Genomic DNA, 22,671 nt, shown 5'->3' with positions numbered 1-22,671 from the left:
GAGTCTGAAGGCGAGGGTCTTAGGCGTTGGTGGCCTTGCCGATGTGGATACGGATGTTGGACCACTCATCAATTTCTGCACGGTCTCCAGGCGGAATGACGGTGGTGGCATCGAACTGGTCGATGATGGCCGGGCCGTTGAGCTTGGCACCGGCCTTCAGGTCGGGGCGGTGATAAATCGGGACATCGGCCCAGCCGCCGTGCGCGGAGAAGTAGACGGGGCGGGTGGTCTCCGGGAGCTCTGCCTCGTGCTCTTCGACCTCGTAGTGCTTGAAGGGCGGGTTCTCAAGCTCGCCGATGGCGATGAGGCCAATCTGGTAGAACTCCACCGCGCCGTCGCGGTCGGCGAAGGAGTACTCGCGCTCGTGCTCATCGTGGAACATGGCGACGGCATCATCGAGCGGGTTATCGGACTCGGGGATTTCCACCGTCAGGGAACGCCACTGGCCGCGGTAGCGCATGGAGGCGGTCAGCTTGAACTTCATGCGCTCCTCCGGAACGTGCTCCTTCTCCAGGCGCTCGCGGGCCTCGGAGATCAGCGCCTGGAATTCCTTGCGCAGTTCGGTGGTGTCCACCTCGTCCACCGGTGCTTGGTACATCTTGGTGATGTCGTGTCGGATGTCCACGAGCAAGCAGCCCTGGGCGGAGGTCACGCCTGGGTGCGGCGGGACCACGACGGTGGGGATGGACAGATCGCGGGCGACCTCAGCGCCGTGCAGGGCGCCGGCGCCGCCGCCGACGACAAGGACGAAGTCACGCGGGTCGTAGCCACGGCGGATGGACAGCAGGCGAACCGCATCGGCCATGTTGGCGTTGGCCACCTGGATGATGTTCTCGGCTGCGGCTTCGAGCTCAAGGTTGAGCGGCTCTGCAACGGTCTTGTTGACGGCCTCGCGCGCAGCATCGGGGTTCAGCTTCAGTGCACCGCCGATGAGCTCGGTGCCGAGGCGGCCGAGGGTGACGTTGGCATCGGTGTTGGTGGCATCGGTGCCGCCGCGCTCGTAGCAGACCGGTCCCGGATCCGCGCCCGCGGACTGCGGGCCGTTGCGCAGGGAACCTGCCTCATCGATCCAGGCCAGCGAGCCGCCGCCAGCGCCGATGGTGCCGACCTCGATGGACGGGAAGCAGATGGGGAAGCCGTATTCGACCTGCCACTGCTTGGTGATGCGGATGTCACCTTCGTAGACCAGCGCGATATCGGTGGAGGTACCGCCCATTTCCAGGCCAATCGCGTTGGAGTAGCCACAGCGGGTGGCGATGTCTTGCACCGCGATGGCGCCGGCCGCAATGCCGGAGGCAGCCAGGCGGACCGGGTAGCGGGTCACCATCTCCGGGGTCATGGAACCGCCGCCGGAGTGGAGGAGGAGCAGGTCTCCGTCGTAGCCGCCTTCCTCGAGCTGGCGGGACAGACGGTTGACGTAGCCGGAGACGAGCGGGGCCAGGACCGCATTGGCGACGGTCGTGGAGAAGCGGTCGTGCTCGAAGATCTCCGGGAGGATTTCGGAGGAGGTGGAGACGGTGGCGTCGGGAAGCTCCTCGCGCAGGATCTCCGCCATGCGCTCCTCGTGGGAGGCATTGGCATGGGAGTTGATGAAGCAGACCGCGACGGTCTCAATCTTCTTGCGGCGCAGGATCCCGGCGATGCGGCGAGCCTCTTCCTCATCCAACGGGGTGATCTCGGCGCCATCGAAGTCGATGCGCTCTTCTACTTCGTAGCGATCACGGCGGCGGATGTAGGGATCCGGAACGTCCTTGTAAGCATCCCACAACTCATCCTTGGTGCCGTCGCGGATTTCCAGAACATCGCGGAAGCCCTTCGTGGTGATGAGCGCTGCCGGTGGGAAGCGGCGCTGGATCAGCGCGTTGGTGGCAACCGTGGTGCCGTGGGAGAACACCTCGACCTGGTTGAGCTGGACGTCGGCCGACTTGAGGCCGTTCATCACCGCTTTCATCGGGTCATCCGGGGTGGAGGGAACCTTGGCCACCGACAACTCGTGGGTCTCGGTGTTAACAATCGCGACATCGGTGAACGTTCCTCCGACGTCGACGGATACGCGAAAAGGTTTATTTCCCGTCATGGTGGGAACCTCTCTTTCAAAGGCTGGTGAATTCGGTTGAGAGGAATCTTCATATGGCACGAGGAGGGGAGCAATGGAGAAACGGTGAATTGAGAGTGAAGAAGGTGGAGGAAACTCCAAACAAGCAGGTTGGGGCATACTAGAATTAGCCGGAGAAAAGTAAGATAGGACACTATTTTCCGGAGGGATAAGTGGCGTCACAGGATAATCCGGTGCTCCGGATCGCCGATCTCGTCGTGATGGAGCCGCGGCTGCGCCGCTTGAGTAAGGCGCTCGAGGATGAGAATTTTGTGGGGCTGTGCGCCGAGGGCGATGGGGACGTGGCAGGTTGGTTTGTCCTTCCCCGGCCGGAGGGAAGCCCGCGCGCCATCCAGCGCCGGCTGGTCGACGCCGCCGGGGTCATCTTCCTCGACTCCGAGTTCGATGAGCAGGAAGTCCTGGACTCGGTGGAGGGAACCGGCGCCGTCCTGTACGGCACCGATGGGATCACGCGCCAAGATATCCGGCGCGCGGTGGATGAGCTTTTGCGGCGCCAACCCAACCTGGCATCCTGGCGCAAGCTCAGCACCATCGGGCAATTAAGCCCCGGGTTAGTCAACCCAGCGCCGGAATCCGAGATCCTTGCGCGCTTTGCCAGGTTCAGCGGGGATTCCCTGCTGCTGTTGACCGTTGACGGCCGGGTTATTGCCGCCGCCGGCGAGCTGCCCGCGCGGAGTATCGCGCGTTCCCTGTCGGTGGTGATAAACCACAGCACCACGACCATGCACGTGGGGCGTTGGAAGGTCTTTGCACGGTGGCTCGACATTGCTGGCGAAAGCCCCTCTTTCGACCACGGCTACTGGCTGATCCGCGGGCGGCAAACCAGTCAGGATGCAGACTTCGATGACCCCGCTTTCGCGGCGCTGGAGGAGCTGCTCACCGCTTCCCTGATGGCGCAGAGAAACATCCAGCGCAACCACGTCGCCGAATCGAGCGCGCTGATGGTGGCGTTGTGCGATGAGAATTCGAATAGGGAAGAAGTGGCCACCACGTTGCGCAGGCGGGGCTTTTCGGAGCATGCCAAGATGCGGCTCCTTGTCTCCGATTCCGTCAAGGATTCCTACCGCAGCGATGTGCGCGACAAGGCCTTCGCCTTGGCCCAGGATGCGGGCGTGCCGCTGGTGCTGGGCTATGTGTCCGGCCGCACCTGCGTGTTGACTACCCATTCGGGAGCGGAGGGGAAGATCGCGGACGTGCTCTTCGGCTCCGTCGGGCTTTCTGATCCCTTCGATACCGTTGAGGAAGGCCCGGCAGCGTGGCTCCAGGCCCTGCTTGCCGCCGTGGTGGTAGAACGCACGCATTCCTTGCACCTGCAGAGCCTGGAGTTTGCTCACTGCAGTGCCATCGAGAAGGCAGCGGCCTACCTGGGCCAGCGCGGCTTGGAGGACGCGGTGGGGGAGCTCGACCGCGCGATTGAGGGGATTAAGGATGGCGAAGAGATCTTTCGCGCCTATGAAGCTGAAAGCTTCTCCGTGGCCCGGGCCGCGAAGGCCGTGGGCGTGCACGCCAATACGGTGCGGCACCGGCTGGAAGCTCTGGAGGAACGGATCCGGTTCTCCGATGCGGATCTGGTTTTGTGGGCGCTGTGGAAAGCGCTGCGCCCCCGCATGCAGCGCTAGGCGGCTGGATGCGGGGGCACGGAGAAGGTGTGAGAGTAGAGAGTGAGAGGGGGAGTGGAGAGAACTACACCTTCTTCTTAGTGCGCGGGATGGGCTTGCCGGTGATCAGCGCGTGGAGCTTGCCGTCACCGATCTGCAGCTCTTCCGGAATGTCCTCGGAATCAACCTCGGTCATGATCTCTTTGATGAAGTCAGATTCCGGGATGGAGGAGTTGCGAGCGATGGCCACCAGCTCACGAGCCTCCTCATCGGAGAGGTGGTTGTCATTCTCAAAGCGCTTCTTGAGTAGCTCACGCGCGCGGCGGCGCAGGTCGGCCTCAGATTGCAGGTCCTTGCGGTTCTTCAACCATGCGAAGCCGATGATGAACATGATGGCAATGCCCATGTATCCAAGAATCGGGTAGACCCAGCCGATGAGGTTGGAGAAGCCGATGAAGGAAAGCACGAAGCCGATGAGCACGGAGATGACATAGACCTTGTAGAAGTTCTGCGGCTTGCCGCGGGTGAGGCGCTTGGCAAAGGCATAGAACATGCCAATCGCGGTGTTATAAATCATGCCGTAGATGGCGACGGACATGGCGATACCGAGCGCCGGGTGAATCTGCTCAATCATGGCCAGCGTTGGCATCTCGGCCTCGGTGATCGGGCCTACGGAGACGTAGAGACCGCCGACCAGGACCGCCAGCAGGAAGAGGAAGCATGCGCCGCCGAGAATGCCGCCGTAGCCCACCTCCTTGGCGTCGAGGAAGTTGCCGCCGATGACGATCATCATGGAGACCACCACGATGACGTTCAGTCCCAGGTTATTGATGGCGGAAACCCACCAGTTGGGCAGCGTCGTAGGAAGCTGCTGCGCCTGCTCGTTGAGGTGTGACCAATCTGGGTTGGAGGTGAGCACGGTGTAGACCGTGCCGATGGTCAGCAAGACGATGATGAACGGGGTAATGGCGCCAATGGCGATGGTCACCTTGTCCACGTCGAGCAGACCAGTCAGCAGGGTGAGGACGAGCATGAGGACGGCGCCGATCCACACTGGCCAGCCCCATTGCTGGTTGAGGTTGGCGCCGGCACCGGCAAACATGGCGAAGCCGATGCAGAACAGACAGGTCAGCGTGGCGATATCGAGGATCTTCGACACAATGGGGGTGGACACCGCGTTGAACACGGAGGTGTGCTCTTTGGCGCGGTGATAAGAACCTAATTGGAGAATGGTGATGCCGGAGATGGTCATGGCCAGTGCCGTTACGATGGCGCCGACGACGCCCATGTTGCCGAAAGCAACGAAATACTGGAGGGCCTCGCGGCCCGAAGCGAAAGAGGCACCCGCGAGCACGCCGATGAATGCCATCGCGATACCAAATGAGCGCTTGAGCATGGTGAACCTAACTTTAGATGGATAGAAAAGTGTACTTATGCAAACGGGGCAGGCGGCCTAGGTAAGGTGCCTGCCCCGTGTGTGATGGAGCGGAAGCTTTTAGTTCGCTGCCGCCTTGATGAACTCGGCGATGCCAGCGAGCTCCTCCTCGCCGCGGTCAATGATCGCAGCAGAGGTAAACAGCCCGTGGTGGTAGCCCAGAAGGTGCTTGTGCGTGACGTCGACGCCTGCCTTGGCCAGCTTCCCGGCATACTCGATGCCCTCGTCCGCCAGCGGATCGTTGTCCACTGTGATGACGAGTGACGGGGGCAGGCCCTCCGGCAGCTCGTGCAGCAGCGGGGAGAGGTCCTTCGCCGTGCGCTGCGATTCCTCCGTAACGAAGGTATCGAGGAACCAGCGCATGGTGTCAGAGGCCAACGGGAAGCCCTCCTCCAGGCGCTTGTAGGAGGCACCGTTCTCGGTTCGTTCGCGGGAGCAATCCGTGATCGGGTAGAGCAGGATCTGGGAGCTGAGCTTGGCGACGCCCTCCTCACCCACGAACTCATTCGCCATCACGGCGGCGAGCTGGCCACCGGCCGAGTCGCCGGCTACCGAGATGGAGCTGACGGTCAGGCCGTGCTCTGCCTCGGGGTTGGAGAGCCAACGGTAGGCGGTGCGGCAATCGTCGATAGCCGCCGGGTAGGTGTGCTCCGGGGCGAGGCGGTAGTCCACCGCCACAACCGGGAACCCGGTGAGCACCGCGATACGGCGTACCGAGGAGTGGTGGGTCTCCAGGTTGCCCATGAGCCAGCCGCCGCCGTGCATGTAGAGCACCGCTGGGGTCTCCTGGCCGCGCTCCGCCTCCGGGCGGGGGTCGTAGAGGCGAACCTGAAACTCCTCGACCTGGAAGTCGGTGGTTGTCGGTTCCTTCTCTTCGTGGAGCGGGTTGGCGTGGGCCGAGGCTACGTAGTTCTCACGCACCTGCGGGATGGGGAAGTTATGGAAGGACTTCGCCCCACCATCGCGGAATGGCTTCAGCGCCTTCCACGCATCCTCAGCGACGGGGCGCCCGGAGTATTCGTCGTGCAGAGTGTGCATTGTGAAACTACCTCCTAGACCAGCTCGTAGTCGTTGAGCTCGAGCTTGTCGGTGAGCTCGTAGTACTCGGCGACGTTGCCGGACCAGTTGTTGATGACGCGGCCTTCTTCGTTCTTGTACCAGGAGGAGCAGTCAGCGGAGAACGCAGATGCCTCGAGCTCCTTCTGGATCTTGGTGTTGAACTCGTCGATGACGTTCTTCTTCACGTCGAGGGCTGCCTCCGGGTTCTCGCGCAGGTAAGCAACGGCCTGGGAGATGTAGCGGTCCTGTGCCTCGAGCATGGCCACCACGGAGTGGTGGTTGAGGTTGGTGTTCGGGCCGTAGAGCATGAAGAAGTTCGGGAAGCCGTCCACGGTCATGCCCAGGTAAGCCTCCGGGGAGTTACCCCAGCGTTCGCGCAGGTCGACGCCATCGCGGCCAGCAATCGGCAAATCACCCTGGAACTCCTGGGAGTGGAAGCCGGTGGCGTAGATGACCACGTCGAAGTCGTGCTCTGCTCCGTCATCGGTGCGGATGCCGGTCTCGGTGAACTTCTCGATGCCAGCGGTGATGAGCTCTACGTTGTCACGGTTGAAGGTGGGGTAGAAGTCATCGGAGCGCAGAATGCGCTTGCAGCCGAAGGCGAAGGTCGGGGTGAGCTTCTCCACCAGCTCCGGGTCGTTGACCTGGGAGCGCAGGTGCTCCATGGCCTGCTCGACACCCTCGGCAGCGGAATCGGTGCCCTTGCGGGTGCGGTCGAAGCCCTCCTCGCGAACCTCGTGGATCTCCTGGCGGATAGCGCGGTAGGAATCCGGGTTCTCCTGGAACTCCTTGAGCTCTTCATCGGTGAAGATGACCTGGTTGCGCGGCAGGATGTAGTTTGCGGAGCGCTGGAACACGGAGAGCTTCTCCGCAACCTTTGCTACCTCCGGAACCAGCTGAACTGCAGAAGCGGCGTTGCCGATGACGGCGACCTTCTTGCCGGCCAGATCAACGTCGTGGTTCCACTCGGCGGAGTGGAACTGTACGCCCTGGAATGCCTCGCGGTTCGGGAAGTTCGGAACCTTCGGCTTGGAGAGCTGGCCCCAGGCACCGACGAAGACGCGGCCGTAGTAGGTCTCGCCGTTAGCCTCGATCTCCCATGCCTTGAGGTCTTCCTTCCACTCGGCGTTGGTGATGCGGTGGTTGAACTTGATGTGGTCGTAGAGGTTGAACTCCTCGGCAAGAGCCTTGAGGTAGCCCTGCATCTCGTCCTGGCCGGCGAACATGCGGGACACGCCGAGGTTGAGGAAGTAGGAGTAGCAGTAGATCAGAGCCTGGGTATCGCAAGCAGCGCCCGGGTAGGTGTTGTCGCGCCAGACGCCGCCGACCTCATCGGCGGCCTCGAGGATGAGGAAGTCCTTCTGCTCGTCGCGGACCAGCTGGGCGCCCATGCCCAGTCCGCCGTAGCCGGTGCCGAGGATGATGCAATCGTAGATCTTCATGGTGATGTGTCTCCTTTAAGACGGTGGTGGTTCGGGTTAGTTTGCGCGGATGGCTTCGGCCAGGACCTGGAGGCCGTCGCGCAGGGTGGACTCGTTGATGACCAGCGGCGGCAGGAGGCGGATGACGTTGCCGTCGAGGCCGCAGGTGAGGATGAGCACGCCCTGCTCGCGGCAGGTCTTGGCCACCTTGGCGGTGAGGTCAGCGTTCGGCTGGTTGTTGTCGTCGACCAGCTCGATGGCGATCATGGCGCCGCGGCCGCGGACCTCGGCGACGGTGGTGAGCTCGAGCAGCGGCTCCAGCTCTTCGCGGATGATGGCCTCGATCTCGCGGGCGCGGGAAGCCAGATCCAGCTCCTCCATCTCCTCGAAAGCTGCCAGCGAAGCAGCACAGGCCACCGGGTTGCCGGCGTAGGTGCCGCCCAGGGAGCCCGGGTCCGGGGCATCCATGATCTCGGCGCGGCCGGTGACAGCGGACAGCGGCATGCCGCCACCGACACCCTTGGCGGTGGTGATGAGGTCCGGGATGATGCCCTCGTCATCGCAGGCGAACCAGGATCCGGTGCGGCAGATGCCGGCCTGGATCTCATCGGCGATGAAGACAACGCCGTTGTCGGTGCACCATTCCTGCAGTGCCGGGAGGAAGCCCTTGGCCGGCTCGACGAAGCCGCCCTCGCCTTGAACCGGCTCGATGATGACGGCAGCCAGCTCTTCGGTGCCGACGTACTGCTCGATGTAGCGCAGGGTGCGCGCTGCAGCCTGCTTGCCGTCGAGGCCGTCGCGCAGCGGGTAGGACATCGGAGCGCGGTAGATATCAGCGGCCAGGGTGCCAAAACCCTGCTTGTAGGGCTTGTTCTTGGCGGTCATGGTCATGGTCAGGTTGGTGCGGCCGTGGAAGGCGCCGTCGAAGACGACAACGCGGTTCTTGCCGGTGTAGCGGCGAGCGATCTTGATGGCATTCTCCACTGCCTCCGCACCGGTGGAGAAGAGACAGGTCTTCTTCTCGTGGGTGCCCGGGGTCAGCTCGTTGAGCTTCTTGCAGACCTCGACGAAGCCCTGGTACGGGGCGTTGAGGAAGCAAGTGTGGGTCAGGTGGCTGGCAGCCTCGGCAACGGCCTTGGCAACGCGCTGGTTGGAAGCGCCGACGGAGGTCACGGCGATGCCGGATGCGAAGTCGACGATGGTGTTGCCGTCGACGTCGACAAGCACGCCACCGTCACCGTCGGTGATGTAGGAGGGGTAGCCCGGGATGACGCCAGCGGCGACGTCTGCTTCACGGGCGGCATTCAGCTCCTGGCTGCGGGGGCCAGGGATTGCGGTGGAGACATTCCGCTCCTGGGGGAGGCGGTGCTTGAGATCCTGCATGCTGTCTGCTCCTTAATACTCGGAATTTTTTATGACGTGGGTCATTCTGGCGGCTAGACTCCAGAAGGGCCATAGACAATCTGGTGAAAGAATGGTGAGAATTTGTCCACAATGGATACGGGGGTAGCGGTCGGGCTGGAAGAGGGGAGCGTTTCCCTGAGATGGTTGGCTAATCAGCCTGATTTGGGGATAGAAATTCTGCACGATTGTGGGCGCCCTTTTTCCGTAATGCACCCGTGTGAGCTGCGCGATCCCCGTGAGTTTGTGGGGTCTGGGGTGGTTATCCTGCTTACCGGCATGGCGTTTGAAGGGAAGTCGGAAGAGCTGGCGGAGTACATCCACAGGGTGGCCGAAGGCGGGGTAACGGGGGTGGGTTTCGGCGTTGGGATTGCCTTTGCCGAGGTTCCGCCCGCCATGGTGGAGGCCGCCCGGGAATGCGATATTTCGCTCTTCACGGTGGCGCGGCGTGTTCCCTTCGTCTCGGTGCTCGCGCGTCTCCACGACGAGCTTCAGCGTCAGCGTGAGGAAGGCCTGGAACTCTTCATTGCGCAGCAGGGTGCGCTTAACGACGCCGCCATCGCCGGTCTCGATGCCCTCGTGGATAAGGCCGGACGCCTGTTGGGGGCGCACTGTTGCCTCGTGGATAAGGACGGACGGGTCTTCGCGCAGTCGAGTCACCCCGGCCTGCCCCCAGTGGAGTGGGGCCCGGTAATTACCGATACCCGCGCTCAGAACTTCTACGCCGCGCGCCGCGTGGGAGGATGGAATGTCTTAGCCCAGCGTTTGGCCGACCACGGTGCGCGCTCCTTCGGGCTGCTGGCGGTGGCGCGTGAGAGTTTCGGTGTGAACGAGCGCGCGCTGCTCAAGCAGGCCGCCGGCCTGGCGGAGCTTACCGTGAAGCGCCCGCAGGAATTACGGCGCACCCAAAACGAACTCAACTCCATGGCGATGGCCATTCAGTTGGGTATGGACCAGCCGGAGGATCCCATGCGCCGCATCTTCCGGCTCGTGGGTGATGCGCAGGGCCGCGTGCGTCCGGTCTTGGTGAAATCGGAGGGCGAGCGCGCCCACCAGCGCTTCCTCCACGCCTTGGACGCCCGCCTGCAGGATCACGGGCGCTTGCTTTTCGAATACACGCTGGATAAATCCTCTAGCCTCCTGCTTTTCAGAGGAAGCCGCACAATGAAGAACCTGCAGGACTTGTTGCGCGATATCCGCGGTAGCAAGCGCATCGTCGTGGGCCAGCCCATGCCGTGGGCCGAGCTGGGCGTGGGCATTGTCCGCGAACTAGAGTCCTTCGCTTTCGGGCTTCAGCCCGGGATGTTGGCGGGGCCAGAATCGCGGACGTTGAGCTGGACTAGGGATCCCAGGGTCAAGGGCGCGGTGCACAACCGGGCCGAAGAAACCTGGGGCAAGGTGCGCGCTCACGACGCGGAGCACGGCACCGAGTTGGCGGAAACCCTGGAGGTCTACCTGCGTGCGGGCGGGCATGTGAGCCGAACCGCTGAGGAGCTTCAATCACACCGGCACACCGTGCGCAAGCGCATCGCGGACTTGGAGGATCTCCTCGAGGTGGACCTCAAGGACCCGCTCGTGGCGGCGGAGCTACTGATTCTCGGAGTGAGTGTTACGGACTGAAGCCCTAAGAGTCGATGCTGAGTAAGAGGAGTTCCGCACGGGTGACGGGATTGCCCAGGTCCACCCCGCAGAGGTTTTCTACCTTGTCTAGCCGGGCGCGCACCGTGTGGCGGTGAACGCCCAGCTCCGCCGCAGCGGTGGCCAAGTTGGCGTTGCCCACGAGGAAGGCGCGCAAGGTAGCGAGCAGCTCGGTGTTGTGCTGCGCGTCGTGGGCGGCCAAGCGGCTGACCGTGGCCGCGCGCCGGGCGCCGAGGGCCTCCGAGACGCCGGGTTCCACCAGCCAGGTAGGCGCAGCAGAATCAAAGGCCGCTACGGTGCCAAGGGGCAGGCTGCGCGCATGGCTTTGAAGAGAAGACAGCAGTGCTGGGTTCAGCTCCTGCCACGCAACACCCCGAAGGGCGGAGACGCGAAGGTAGCGCGACTGTTTCTTGAACAGGTGTGAGGTTGCGGTTCCCGGAGGAAGCATGAGAAGTGCAGAATCCTGTTCCGGGCGGACGAAGCTGTGCGGCTCGGTCTTGCCGATCTCACTCACTGTGCGCGCGAGGCGTGAGGGGGTCGAGGCTGTGAGGTAGAGGATGTCCACGAGGTCGTGGCTATCAATCAAGTGAAAGGCCGCGTGCAGGGCGGGGGAGTCAACGCCGGCGAGCTGGGCATCAAGCGCTAGCGCCCCGAGAATAGCGTGGTTGTTGCCATCGGGGTGATCAAGCAGCAGGCTGGCCAGACCCGATAGATGCCGGATGAGCGCGCGCGAATAGGAATCGAACTTCTCCGAGCGCCTGGCGGCGACGGCCCAACGCCGGCCCGCGGAGCCGAAGGTGCTGGTGATGGTGGCACCTGTGCTTGTCGACGTCCCCGTGCCCCGCCCCGTCTGCTCCGCGGCCTCCACCGCGGCGTCGGCCGCACTGAGCTGGCCGCGATCGCTGCGGCTGAGCACCGCTCCGGAGGAACTGGCTACTGCTACAGCGGCGCTGAGTTGATTGCTCGCCTCATCGATGAGCGCTTGGATGCCCGACACAGCTGCGTGATTGAGGCGCTCTTGTTGGCGGTGGAAGGTGAAGTGCGCATTGTTTTCGAGGCGGGCCTGTTCCTGGGCTACCGCAGTAGTGATGGACACGAAGCGGGTGGCGCGCGGAATCTCAAAAAGGGTGAGGTGATGCTGGGAACAAGCACGGGTCAGTACGGGTGGTACCTCGGCGAAGGCGAGTCCGGTACCGAAACCAATGCCGTGTACCCCGGCTGCGGCGAGAGCAGCGGCATAGTGCTCGAAGCCTTCCGGGTCGTCGCGGAAAACGAGCCCCAGAGTGAGCATGAGCGCGCCGGGAGAGGTGAACTCGGTGGGGTCCGCGAGCTCTGAAGCGTGGATGGTGCTGAACGCGGGTTTGCCCTCAACGAGCGGGCGCAGGTTCAGCGAGTGCTGGTTGGTGAGCCAGCGGAAGGAAATCTCACTCATGGTGGACAGGCTACACAGTTGTGGGCTCAAAATTTATACACCCTGTCGATAGTGTCGCAAGGGTGGTAGGGGCCACACTAAGTGGCATCCTATTCATCCCAACACAAAAGGAAGACCATGCAGGAACTTCAGTACCACATTGAGCAGTCCCGCCACCTGGGCCAGCAGGTCCCGGGTCCGAAGAGCGCCGCCCTGGATGAGCGTCGCAAGAATGCCCTCCCCGCGGGCATGGCGCCCTCGCTTCCGGGCTACGTGGTGGACGCGGATGGCGGCATTCTTGCCGACGCCGACGGCAACCGCTTCATCGACCTTGCCTCCGGCATCGCCGTGACCTCCGCTGGTGCTTCTAACCCGGCCGTCGTGGCCGCGGTGCAGGAAGCTGTTGCACACTTCACCCACACCTCCTTCACCATTTCCCCGTACGAGTCCTACGTGGCCGTGGCAGAAAAACTCAACGAGGTCACCCCGGGTGATCACCCGAAAAAGACTGCGCTGTTCAACTCCGGCGCGGAGGCTGTTGAGAATGCCGTGAAGATTGCCCGCAACTACACCGGCAAGCGCGGCGTTGTCGTCATGGACCGCGCCTTCCATGGACGCACCAACCTGACCATGGCGATGACCGCCAAGCAGTCGCCCTACAAGAATGGCTTCGGTCCCTTCGCGCCGGAGATCTACCGCGCCCCGATGTCCTACCCGCTGCGTGACGGCCTGAGCGGCGCCGAGGCTGCCAAGAAGACCATCACCATGATTGAGCAGGAAGTCGGCGCAGCCAACCTGGCCTGCGTTGTCGCTGAGCCGATCCAGGGCGAGGGCGGTTTCGTCGTCCCTGCCGAGGGCTACCTCACAGCAATCCAGAAGTGGTGCAACGACAACGACGTGGTCTTCATCGTCGACGAGATCCAGGCAGGCATGATGCGCACCGGTACCTGGTTCGCCTCCGATCATGAGGGCATCGTTCCGGACATGGTGACCATTGCGAAGGGCATTGCCTCCGGCATGCCGCTGTCCGCAGTGACCGGCCGTGCGGAGATCATGGATGCTCCGCAGCCGGGCGGCCTGGGCGGTACCTACACGGGTAACCCGGTGGCTTGTGCTGCTGCGCTGGCAACCTTCAAGGAGTTCGAGGAGAAGGACTTCGGTGCACGTGCCCAGAACCTGGAGAAGATTGCCCGCGAGGAGCTGGAACCCATCCTGGGCGATGAGCGCGTAGCAGAGTTCCGCGGCCGCGGCGCCATGCTCGCCCTCGAATTCGTTACCGCTGAGGGTGAGCCGGATGCTGAGCTGGTGCACAAGATTGTCGACGCCGCCAAGGCCGAGGGCGTGCTCATGCTCACCTGCGGCCTCGACCACAACGTCATCCGCTTCCTGCCCTCCCTGGCTATCCCGGAAGACCTGTGGCGTGAGGCGCTGCAGGTCGTCGTCAAGCAGTTCAACGAGTACAAGTAAGGCGACTGTAGTTCTCACCCGGCGATGGCCGGGTGAGTTCACGTTTTAATAGCCATTTAAAAGTCATCGGAGAAGTCTTTGTCCAACAACATTTCCGTGCCGCAGAGGGATGAGTCCACGGCGGAATTCAAACCCGCGCTGTCCTTCGTGCAGGGCATCGCCCTCATCTTCGGCACCAACATCGGTGCTGGTGTCCTCTCTATTCCTTATGCTGCCCGCAACGGAGGGTTCCTCGCACTCGTTATCGCTTTGCTGATAGCAGGCACCCTCACGACCATTTCCATGCTGTACGTGGCGGAGACAGCCATGCGCACCAAGGCGCCGCTGCAGGTTTCCGGATTGGCGGAGCATTACCTAGGGCAGTGGGGCCGCTGGTTGGTTTTCGTGGCCATCATCGTCAACGGCATCGGTGCGCTGATTGCCTATGCTGCTGGTTCGGGTGACTTGATCAACAACATCTTCGGGTTGCCGCCGCTACTCGGCACGCTGATCTTCTTCGGCTTCGGTTCGTGGGTGATGTACCGCGGCCTGCACACCACGGGTGCAGCTGAGGGAGCCATCACTGCCGGTATGGCGATCATTATCGCGGTGCTGTGTGGATGGACAATCCTGGGACCGGGTATCAAGGCTGAGAACCTGCTGGTTCTTCATCCCTTCTTCATCGTCCCGATTCTGAACCTCGCGGTGTTCTCCTTCCTGGCGCAGTATGTGGTTCCGGAGCTGGTACAAGGAATGGACCCGGCTAAGCCGCAGCAGACCGCGCGGGCAATTGTGCTCGGCATGGTGGTGACGGGCTTTACCTTGGCGTTGGTTCCTTTTGCCGCCCTTGGTCTGCTTGGCATGGAGGTCACCGAGGTGGTGACCATTGCCTGGGGTGAGGCCCTTGGTCCAGTGGCCTACTACATGGCCAATATCTTTGCGCTGGCTGCCATGCTGACTTCGTTCTTGGCGATTGGTTTTACCACCATGCGCAACGTCTTGGACATCTTCCACTGGGAAGGCGTGAAGGGACAGCGCATCGTAGCGGTGGCGCTGACGGTTGTTCCGCCATTGGTGATTTCCATTGCTGGCCTCGGCGGCTTCGTTGCGGCATTGTCCTATGCCGGTGGCTTCGCGGGCGCCATCATGTCCGTCATCCCGGTGATGCTGCTGCACGCCTCCCGTAAGAAGGGCGACCGCGACCCGGGTTGGAACGTGGGCGGACTCGCACACCCGGTAATTCAGGGCACCATCATCGTGGTTTATGTCTTGGCCTTCATCTACTCGATCATTTCCATCCTCGGGTTGGTGCCGGCAGGCTGGGCTTAGGGCCGGCTTTTAGATGCGGCACTTTTAGACGCGACGAACTCGCCTAGTTGCCAAAGTTCGGGCCAGATCCTGAGTCAGGAGCGTTGGTTTTGGCAGAACGGGCAGTTGTAGCCCGGCCCTGGAACTAGACCATGCCGAAAACACGAAAAGGCTGGGCTGCTCCCCATATCAAGGAGCGGCCCAGCCTTTCGGCATGCTGCCTAGGTTTGCAACTGAGGCTACGGCCTAGAAGATGCCGTGCTTATGAAGCGCCTCGTCATCGGACGGGACCTCAGAAATGGCATCCCACATTTCGACGAGCTTGCCGTCCTCGACGCGCCACAGCTCGCAATAGGAATGGCGCGCACCAGCGATGCTGCCTTCGGAATGGGTCAGAACGAACTGTCCTTGTGCAACCGTGCGGTGGATGCGCTCATACTCTAGACCTTCGCCATCCTCCTGCAGCTTGGTGAGGAAATCGACACAGTTCTGAGCGCCATCGGCGATATCAGGGGAGTGCTGGGCAAACTGATCATCACGGGTGTTGTCGATGAAGCCGGAGTAATCAGCGCCGATGAGCGAGCGGGTGAAGAACTCGATGACGAACTCTCGGTTCTGCTCGGTGAGGCTCTCATCACCGATCTCGGTAGCGCCATCGAGCTGCGTGCGGCCGCTTGCGTTCGGTTCTGCCAGGGGAACGAGGTTGTCCCAGTGCTCGACAATCTTGTCTCCCTCGACGCGGTAAATATCGAAACCGACGAAGGGCTCATCCTCGATGCCGTCGAAGCGACCATGCAAAGCGACGAGGCCGTTGGCTTCGTCGGCAATCACCCGGGCGTTGGTGTACTTCAGGCCCTCGCCCAGATCCGTGACAAACTTCTTGAGACCTTCTGCATCATTAGCGATGAGGGGAGAGTGCTCCACGAAGTTGTCGGCGAAGTGCTTGTCCAGGACGGAGGTATCGTGGCCGTCGAAAAGCGCGGTGTGGACCTCGAGAACGAAGTTTCCTAGTGACGTCATGGGATCTCCTTAGTTGGCCACGAAGTAGGTGCGCTTGTTGACAAACTCATCCATGCCGTAGGGGCCCAGCTCGCGGCCATAGCCGGAGTTCTTGACGCCACCGAACGGCACCTCGGCGCCCTCAGCCGCGTAGGTGTTGACGTTGGACATGCCAACCTCCAAGCGCTGAGCAACCTTTTCTGCTCGCTCGACGTCCTTGGAGAAGACGCAACCGCCCAGGCCGTACTGGGTATCGTTGGCCAGCTTCAGTGCCTCTTCATCGCTGCTGACCTTGAACACGGTGGCCACCGGGCCGAAGAGCTCTTCGTAGTAGACATCAGAGCCAACCGGAACATCGGTCAGTACGGCGGGGCTGAAGTAGGAAGACTTCTCATCGACGAGCTCGCCGCCGACGTGCAGGGTGGCACCGGCGGCCACGGTGCGGTCGATCTGCTCCTTGAGTTTTTCTGCCGCGCTGCGCGAAGACAACGGGGTGTAGACGGTCTCGGAAGCCTCCTGCGGGGTGCCTGGCTTCATTGCCTTCGCGAGCTCGACCAGTTCAGCGACAAACTCGTCGTAGATATCGTCCATAACGATCAGGCGCTTGTTGGAGTTGCATGCCTGGCCGGTGTTGTACATGCGGGTCTCCCACGCATCCTTGGCTGCCTGCTTGACGTCATCGGTATCGAGGATGACGTACGGGTCGGAGCCACCGAGCTCCAGTACTGCCTTCTTGAGGCTCTTCGCAGCCAGAGAGCCCACCGCAGCGCCAGCGCGCTCGGAACCGGTGAGCGAAACACCGCGCAGCTCCTTGTGCTCGATGATCTTCTCTGCCTGCTCGTGGGTAGCGAAGACGTTGGTGTAGACCCCCTTGGGCACGCCGGCGTCATCCATGATCTTCTGGATAGCAAGCGCGGAGCGCGGGCAGATGGTGGCGTGCTTCAAGACGATGGTGTTGCCCAGCATCAGGTTCGGGGCGGCGAAGCGCGCGACCTGGTAGTAGGGGAAGTTCCACGGCATGATGCCCAGCAGAGCGCCGATGGGGCGGCGCTGAATGTAGCCCTTGCCGTCCATCTCGACGGGAATTTCCTCGTCGGCGGCGAACTTCGGGCCATTGTCGGCGTAGTAGCTAAAGATAGCGCCGCTGAACTCAGCCTCCTCGACGCCCTCGGAGACCGGCTTGCCCATTTCGGTAGCGATGATGTCTGCGAGCTCATCCTTGCGCTCTTCGAAGAGCTCGGCAACGCGCGTGACCACTTTGGCGCGCTCCTCGATCGGGGTCTCGCGCCAGCTGAGGAATGCCTCGTGCGCGGAGTCGACAGCGGCCAGGACCTCCTGGTCAGTAGCGTGATCAAAAGTCTCGAGAACCTCACCGGTAGCGGGGTTTTCTACGCGAAATCCGGACATTGCTTCATCCTCCAATGATTGAAGTGTGTATGGGTTGCGCCCCATTATGGGGTTGTATGTGACTTATTGCAAGGTCCTTGCGTTTTATGTCATTTGTCTCAGTATGGGCTTATGGGGCACTTGGGCTGAGGGGGTGAAAGAAGGAGGCCACCTAGCCCCGCCAAGGCTCAATGCCTGCGCGGCGCCAGGCCTCCAAGAACTGGGTAGTTTCTGCTTCGTCCGTGATGGACACGCGCACGCCCTCATCGAGGTAGCGGCGGATGACCACGCCTTCATCAAGCATCTTCGTCTCCACCTCCGCGGCATCCGCGCGCGGCAGCCAGACAAAGTTGCCGTAGGACTTCTCAGCTCCCAGTTCCGCGCAGACGCGGTCGCGTTGTGCCTTGGTGATCTCAACGGCGTCGTCAAGCTCGTCATGGCGCTTGAGCACCTCCACGGCGGCAGTTTCTGCCATGGCGGTCACCGTCAGCGGCAGGGAGAGCAGCTGCAGAGCATTGATGATTTCTGGGCCAGCCACCGCGTAGCCCACGCGCATGCCGGCCAAGCCCCATGCCTTGGAGAAGGTGCGTACGCCGAGCAGGTTGGGGTAGCGCTGGTATTCCTCGACTGAATCTGGGGTATCTGGGGCGTCGTTGTACTCCCAGTAGGCCTCATCCAGCAGGACCACGACATCCTCGGGCACCCGGTCCATGAAGGCGCGGAATTCACCGCGCGTGATGACCGTGCCCGTCGGGTTGTTGGGGTTGCACAGGATGATGAGCTTGGTCTTCTCCGTCAGGGCGGCAAGGACTGCCTCCAAATCGACGCGGTAATCCTCCGTGAGTGGGACCAGAATCGGTTCCGCGCCGGCCATGCGCACGTAGAGGGGGTAAGCCTCAAAGCTGCGCCAGGGCACGATGACCTCATCGCCGGTGTGGCAGGACGCCAAGATGGTGGCCTGCAGGATGGGCGTGGAACCCGCGGAGACGAAGATGTGATCCGCCGGAACGCCTAGGTAATTGCACAAGGCGTTGGTGAGCTCCAGGCTGCCGGGCTGCTGGTAGCGGTTGGTGGTGCGGGCGGCGTCGGCAACCGCGGCAATAATGTCCTCGGCGGGCTGGAAGGGGACCTCATTGGAGGAGAGTTTCAAGGCATTGGGGAAATCCTTGCCTACCTTGTACTCGGGGAAGCTTGAGAGATCATTACGAAGCATTTTCACGTCCTTTCTAAATCATGTCCCAGATGGTCACGGCCATAATTAGCAGGCCCATGCCGAAGACGAAGTAGTTCCACGGGTCATTGCGGAATTGCTTGTAGACGTCCAGTTTCTTGAACATATACACCGGAACCAGGTAGACGATGAACGCCACGAAGACACCGGAGACAACCGAAATCATGGAAATAATGGAGGGGTTGAAGATTGCCACGAGCGTGGTGCACACGAAGGCGATGAGATAAATGATGTTGAGCAGCGTGCGGTGCGAGACCTTTTCCGCCAGCTTCGGCGCGGCGTTCTTCAGCAGGTACTCCGTGCCTTCTTCTGTACCGAGCATGTGGCCGAAGTAGGAAGAAACGATGGCGCAGATGACCACGATGGGGGCCATGTAAGCCATGAACGGAGTGCCAGTGACGTTGGCGAAATAGGAGAGCACCGGAATGTTTTGCTCGAGGGCCTCATTCATGCCGTCGGCGCCGAGTGCGAGGACGCAGGACCACACGAAGAACATGGTGAAGACGACGAGCAGGATAGCGGTGTAAAACTCCGTGCGGGAAACGCGCTTTTCGGTCTTCTCGCCGTATTGCGGCTGCATGTCGATGGCGAACTGCGACAGCGCCGCCATGTGGGAGAAGGAGAAGACCAGCACCGGCAGGATGAGGAAGATGCCTTTGATGATGCCGCCGTAGCCATTCGAGCCGTCATCGAAATGGATGAAGCTGTGCAGGTCCCAGCGCGGGATGAGGTAGATGGAGGTGACGGCCAGGGCGATAATCAGCGGGTAGACCAGCACCTGGGCCAGCCAGATCATCGGCTTGCGGCCGATGGCGAAGGCACCGGTCATCACGCCCACGCAGAGCATGGCCAGCAGCCACCGGTCGAGCGACGGCCCACCCAGCTGGTTGACAATGAAGCTATCCACCGCGTTGGTGATGGAGACACCGTAGATGAGGACGGTGGAAAAGACCGTGATCCAGTACAGCACCGCGAAGACGATTCCTTGGCCCTTGCCCAGATACTGGGAGACCAACTCGAGGATGTCCTTGCCGTGGTCCTCCGTGGGCGCACCCGCAACAATGCGTGCATAGGTCCGGTGCGAAAAGTACACCAAGGGGAAGATGAAGACCGTGGCAAAGACCAGCGGCCAGAACCCGAAACCGCCGGCATTCAGCGGCAGGAAGAGGATGCCAGCACCCACGGCGGTGCCGAAGAGCGTAATGATCCACGATGCGGTGGAGGCAGCGGGGCGCTGCTTGGCGACGACCCCATCGCCCACAATGTGCTCGCCTTCCTTCAGCTGGCTAGCGGGTACGGCATTCGAAATTGGAGGAGTATGTGTCGTGCTCATGGTGAGCCTCCTTTAGCTGGTGGGCGTTTCGTCGGTGTGTAAAACCGGGGAGGGCGGGATAGGCAGGGAATGGGCCTGGTCGGTGATGACGTTGAGAAGCGCTGGTACGCCGTCCTCGGCGATGGCGCGCAGGGCGCGGGCCACGGCCTCCGGTACCTGGGCGTCATCAGTGATGAGCTCGCCGTGGGCGCCGAAGCCGCGGGCAACCGCCGCGAAATCCGGGTTGATAAGCTGCGTGCCGGAAACGCGGTCGGGGAAGTGCTTCTTCTGGTGATCGCGGATGGTTCCGAACTCGCCATTGGACATGACGATGATGAGAAAAGGCGCGCCGCACTGCAGCGCGGTGGCCAGTTCTTGGCCGTTCATGAGGTATTCGCCGTCGCCAGCAACGGTCACGACGGTGCGCTCCGGGAATTCCAGTTTGGTGGCCACTGCGGCCGGGATGGAGTAGCCCATCGACCCGTTGCGCACGCTGAACTGGGAGGGGTAGACCTGCGAGCGCAGGAACTGCTGGGCCCAGATGCAGTGGTTGCCGGCGCCGAAGGTGTAGATCGAGTCCTTGGGCAGCTGGTCGTGGAGTGCTGCGAAGACGGCCTCCATGTGGGCCGTGCCCTCCTTGCCCGGGCGGTAGTCCGCGGGCTCGGGGAGGGTGGCGAAGTCGAGGTGGTTCGCGTGCGCGGCGTCGAACCACTCGCCGCGTGTGTCCTTGCCCTCGACGCTTAAGCGGTCCAGGGTGTGAGCGAAGGCCACGGGGCTCGCCACAATGTGTTCTACCAGCGCCACCGAGTGGCCGCGCAGGCTGGTATCGGGGTTGATGGCGATGTTGCGTGCTTGCGGTGATTGGCGCAAGGTGTAACCGTCGGTAGGAACATCACCGAGAACGGCACCGACTTCGATGACGAGGGAGGCAGCTTCCAAAAGTTGCGCCGCGCGTGGGTCGCGCCCATAGCCGAGCCAGCCGGCGTTGGCGGGGGAGTCGAAGGGCACGCGGTCAGCGGCGCGGAAGTCTTGAATGATCGGGATGCGGTGCTCTTCGGCGAAGCGAGTGATCTTCTCCGCGGCCTCCGGGGTCCAGCGCGGACCGCCGGCAAAAATGAGTGGTCGCTCTGCGCGGCTCAGTTCGCGGGAGAGGAGGTCCAGGTGCTCGTCGGAAAGCGCGCCTTCCGACACCGGGATGGGTGGGTGGATGCTGCCGGTGAACTCCTGGTGGAGAATATCCTCCGGCAGGCCCACGATGACGGGGCCGGGGCGGCCCTGCTGGGCTTGGAAGAAGGCTTCGGCCACGACGCGGGAGGCACGCGACGGATCGTCGAGGACAAAGACCTGCTTGGCCTGGGTGCCGAACCACGCCTTGGGATCGAACTCCTGGAAGGACTCGCGGTCACGATCCGAGATGGGGATAAGGCCAACGAAGAGAACGAGCGGGGTGGCATCCTGCCAGGCGGTATGGATACCCACGTAGGCGTTGGCCGCGCCGGGGCCGCGGGTGACCATGGCGACGCCGGGCTGTCCGGTGGCTTTGCCGTGGGCTTCAGCCATGTAGGTGGCACCGCCTTCGTGGCGGCAGACGATGGCCTTCACGGGGGAATCGTAGAGGCCGTCGAGCACGGGCAGGAAGCTTTCGCCGGGCACGAGGAATGCGCGGGTGACGTTGTGCGCGGCGAGGGATTCGGCAATGGCGGCGCCGACGTGTGACATGGAAACCTCCCTGGGGTTGTTGTGGTAGTGGTCTCATTATTCTTTGATGATGTCATGTTGTCTAATGTCGCAAAAGCTGGAAAGCCATGCCCTCAAGGCATTAGTAGTGGTAGAAGTAGGGGAATGGACATGGTGAAGGCCAAATATTTCCTTGCGGTTGCCGAAGCTGGCACGGTGACTGCCGCCGCGGAGCGCCTTGGAATAACCCAGCCGGCGCTGAGTCGGCAGCTTCGGCGCTTTGAAAAGGAGCTGGACTTGGAGCTATTCGTGCGGGCCGGCTCCGCACTGGCGCTCAGCGACGCGGCACACGCTCTCATTCCGACGTGCCGCCGCCTCCTCGCCGAATCCGCGCGCGCCGGGCAGGCGGTGGAGGCACTCCGCGCGGGCAGTATCCCGGCGCTGCGCGTGGCTGCTACGCCGACGACGATTTCGACTCTGCTTGCGCCCTTTATCGAGGCCGCTGGCTCGACTATCCCACTGCTCACCACGACCCCGGTTACGCACTACGACGTCTTCGACGCGCTGGAAGGCTCCGCCGACGTGGTGATTGCCACCATCCCGCCGGGCAATGACGTGGCCTCATTGGCGTTGGGCACGATTCCGGTGCGCGCCTGGGTGCTGCCGACGCACCCATTGGCGCTGGAGTGCGCGGGTTCGACCAGCGTGGACGTTAAAAGGTTATTGCAAGAAAAGGTGGCTCTGCCTTCGCGTCGCAGCGTGTCCCGCGGGGTGGTGGATTCCTTCGTGGGCACGGCTGGTTGCGCCTTGGGCTCGCACGTCGAGTGCGATGACACCGCAACCTTGAGCGCCTTGGCCCGCTCGGGCCGGGCCGTGGCCTTGATGACAGAACTGCAGCCGGCGCGGCTGGTGGGCTTCGACGTGGTCGATGGTGAACGGACTCTGGGCGGTGTGCCGCTGGTGGCGGCGTGGTCCCCGGGGCACTTCGCGGGGCAGGAAATTGCGCAGATTGCTGAGCGCTTCCGTAGTTTTATTGCGGGGTCGCTTCGCTGAGATGGTTTTCTTAGTGCTGGGCGCTTCGTTTCGCAGTGGATAACTGCCCCAGTTGCCAAACTTCTGGCCAGATCTTGGGCGAGGCGAGAACTTTGGCAGCAATGGCAGTTGCTCGGCGCGCGGTAGCGCGCCATGTTAGCGGGGAGGTGTGATGTCTATGGAGTTTTTGGACACGGAGTC

Annotated in this window: 16 protein-coding genes; 5 read left to right on the top strand and 11 right to left on the bottom strand. The window is 62.4% G+C overall.

Features of this window, described 5'->3' with window-relative positions:
* Window positions 1-19: 19 nt before the first annotated feature.
* On the bottom strand, window positions 20-2,077 hold the full coding sequence (locus HMPREF2932_RS04055; RefSeq protein ID WP_071409666.1) for a hydantoinase/oxoprolinase family protein: 2,058 nt from the start codon (window positions 2,075-2,077) through the stop codon (window positions 20-22).
* Between the two features lie 191 nt (window positions 2,078-2,268).
* Here HMPREF2932_RS04055 and HMPREF2932_RS04050 point away from each other — a divergent pair, with 191 nt between their 5' ends.
* Entirely contained in the window at window positions 2,269-3,735 is a 1,467-nt protein-coding gene (locus HMPREF2932_RS04050; protein ID WP_070545245.1) for a helix-turn-helix domain-containing protein, read from the top strand.
* Window positions 3,736-3,799: 64 nt separating this feature from the next.
* On the opposite strand, the gene HMPREF2932_RS04045 is transcribed toward HMPREF2932_RS04050, so the two are convergent.
* The 4 genes from HMPREF2932_RS04045 to gabT (HMPREF2932_RS04030) all read right to left on the bottom strand — a co-directional run bounded on the left by HMPREF2932_RS04045 (window position 3,800) and on the right by gabT (HMPREF2932_RS04030) (window position 9,012).
* Window positions 3,800-5,110: a YkvI family membrane protein gene (locus HMPREF2932_RS04045; RefSeq protein ID WP_071409665.1), complete on the bottom strand. Its 1,311-nt coding sequence runs from the start codon at window positions 5,108-5,110 to the stop codon at window positions 3,800-3,802.
* 99 nt (window positions 5,111-5,209) lie between these two features.
* Window positions 5,210-6,187, bottom strand: a complete 978-nt coding sequence (locus HMPREF2932_RS04040) for an alpha/beta hydrolase (RefSeq protein WP_071409664.1) — start codon at window positions 6,185-6,187, stop codon at window positions 5,210-5,212.
* A 14-nt stretch (window positions 6,188-6,201) separates the two neighbouring features.
* Window positions 6,202-7,650: a flavin-containing monooxygenase gene (locus HMPREF2932_RS04035; protein ID WP_070446241.1), complete on the bottom strand. Its 1,449-nt coding sequence runs from the start codon at window positions 7,648-7,650 to the stop codon at window positions 6,202-6,204.
* Between the two features lie 36 nt (window positions 7,651-7,686).
* The gene (gene gabT / locus HMPREF2932_RS04030; RefSeq protein WP_071409663.1) at window positions 7,687-9,012 is read right to left on the bottom strand and encodes a 4-aminobutyrate--2-oxoglutarate transaminase; all 1,326 of its coding nucleotides are present in this window, start codon (window positions 9,010-9,012) and stop codon (window positions 7,687-7,689) included.
* Window positions 9,013-9,123: 111 nt separating this feature from the next.
* Between gabT (HMPREF2932_RS04030) and HMPREF2932_RS04025 the strand changes: the two genes are divergently transcribed.
* Window positions 9,124-10,650 carry a helix-turn-helix domain-containing protein gene (locus HMPREF2932_RS04025; RefSeq protein WP_246818617.1) on the top strand — a complete coding sequence of 509 codons (1,527 nt, stop codon included), beginning with the start codon at window positions 9,124-9,126 and terminating at the stop codon, window positions 10,648-10,650.
* Window positions 10,651-10,654: 4 nt separating this feature from the next.
* Here the strand turns inward: HMPREF2932_RS04025 and HMPREF2932_RS04020 are convergent, their stop codons facing one another.
* Complete coding sequence (locus tag HMPREF2932_RS04020) at window positions 10,655-12,100, bottom strand: PucR family transcriptional regulator (RefSeq protein WP_046647720.1); 1,446 nt, start codon at window positions 12,098-12,100, stop codon at window positions 10,655-10,657.
* Window positions 12,101-12,217: 117 nt separating this feature from the next.
* On the opposite strand from HMPREF2932_RS04020, the gene gabT (HMPREF2932_RS04015) reads away from it, so the two are divergent.
* Both gabT (HMPREF2932_RS04015) and HMPREF2932_RS04010 read left to right on the top strand, forming a co-directional pair.
* A complete protein-coding gene (gene gabT, locus HMPREF2932_RS04015; protein ID WP_046647721.1) occupies window positions 12,218-13,546 on the top strand; it encodes a 4-aminobutyrate--2-oxoglutarate transaminase in 1,329 nt (442 codons plus the stop codon).
* Between the two features lie 78 nt (window positions 13,547-13,624).
* Complete coding sequence (locus HMPREF2932_RS04010) at window positions 13,625-14,854, top strand: aromatic amino acid transport family protein (RefSeq protein WP_071409661.1); 1,230 nt, start codon at window positions 13,625-13,627, stop codon at window positions 14,852-14,854.
* Between the two features lie 225 nt (window positions 14,855-15,079).
* Here HMPREF2932_RS04010 and HMPREF2932_RS04005 read toward each other — a convergent pair whose 3' ends face one another.
* The 5 genes from HMPREF2932_RS04005 to HMPREF2932_RS03985 form a co-directional block, all read right to left on the bottom strand.
* Window positions 15,080-15,853: a nuclear transport factor 2 family protein gene (locus HMPREF2932_RS04005; RefSeq protein ID WP_046647723.1), complete on the bottom strand. Its 774-nt coding sequence runs from the start codon at window positions 15,851-15,853 to the stop codon at window positions 15,080-15,082.
* A 9-nt stretch (window positions 15,854-15,862) separates the two neighbouring features.
* Complete coding sequence (locus tag HMPREF2932_RS04000) at window positions 15,863-17,239, bottom strand: NAD-dependent succinate-semialdehyde dehydrogenase (protein ID WP_071409660.1); 1,377 nt, start codon at window positions 17,237-17,239, stop codon at window positions 15,863-15,865.
* 151 nt (window positions 17,240-17,390) lie between these two features.
* On the bottom strand, window positions 17,391-18,431 hold the full coding sequence (locus HMPREF2932_RS03995; protein WP_071409659.1) for a histidinol-phosphate transaminase: 1,041 nt from the start codon (window positions 18,429-18,431) through the stop codon (window positions 17,391-17,393).
* A gap of 13 nt (window positions 18,432-18,444) precedes the next feature.
* Window positions 18,445-19,782 (bottom strand): aromatic amino acid transport family protein, encoded by a 1,338-nt coding sequence (locus tag HMPREF2932_RS03990; protein WP_071409658.1) that lies wholly within the window; start codon window positions 19,780-19,782, stop codon window positions 18,445-18,447.
* A 12-nt stretch (window positions 19,783-19,794) separates the two neighbouring features.
* Window positions 19,795-21,480: a thiamine pyrophosphate-dependent enzyme gene (locus tag HMPREF2932_RS03985; RefSeq protein ID WP_071409657.1), complete on the bottom strand. Its 1,686-nt coding sequence runs from the start codon at window positions 21,478-21,480 to the stop codon at window positions 19,795-19,797.
* A gap of 129 nt (window positions 21,481-21,609) precedes the next feature.
* On the opposite strand from HMPREF2932_RS03985, the gene HMPREF2932_RS03980 reads away from it, so the two are divergent.
* A complete protein-coding gene (locus HMPREF2932_RS03980) occupies window positions 21,610-22,491 on the top strand; it encodes a LysR family transcriptional regulator (protein ID WP_246818616.1) in 882 nt (293 codons plus the stop codon).
* Window positions 22,492-22,671 lie beyond the last annotated feature (180 nt).

This window comes from Corynebacterium sp. HMSC074H12, assembly GCF_001813755.1.
In the GTDB taxonomy this organism is placed as follows: domain Bacteria; phylum Actinomycetota; class Actinomycetes; order Mycobacteriales; family Mycobacteriaceae; genus Corynebacterium; species Corynebacterium hiratae.
Note: the sequence above shows the minus strand (reverse complement) of the source record. Positions and strands in the feature narration are given on the sequence as shown.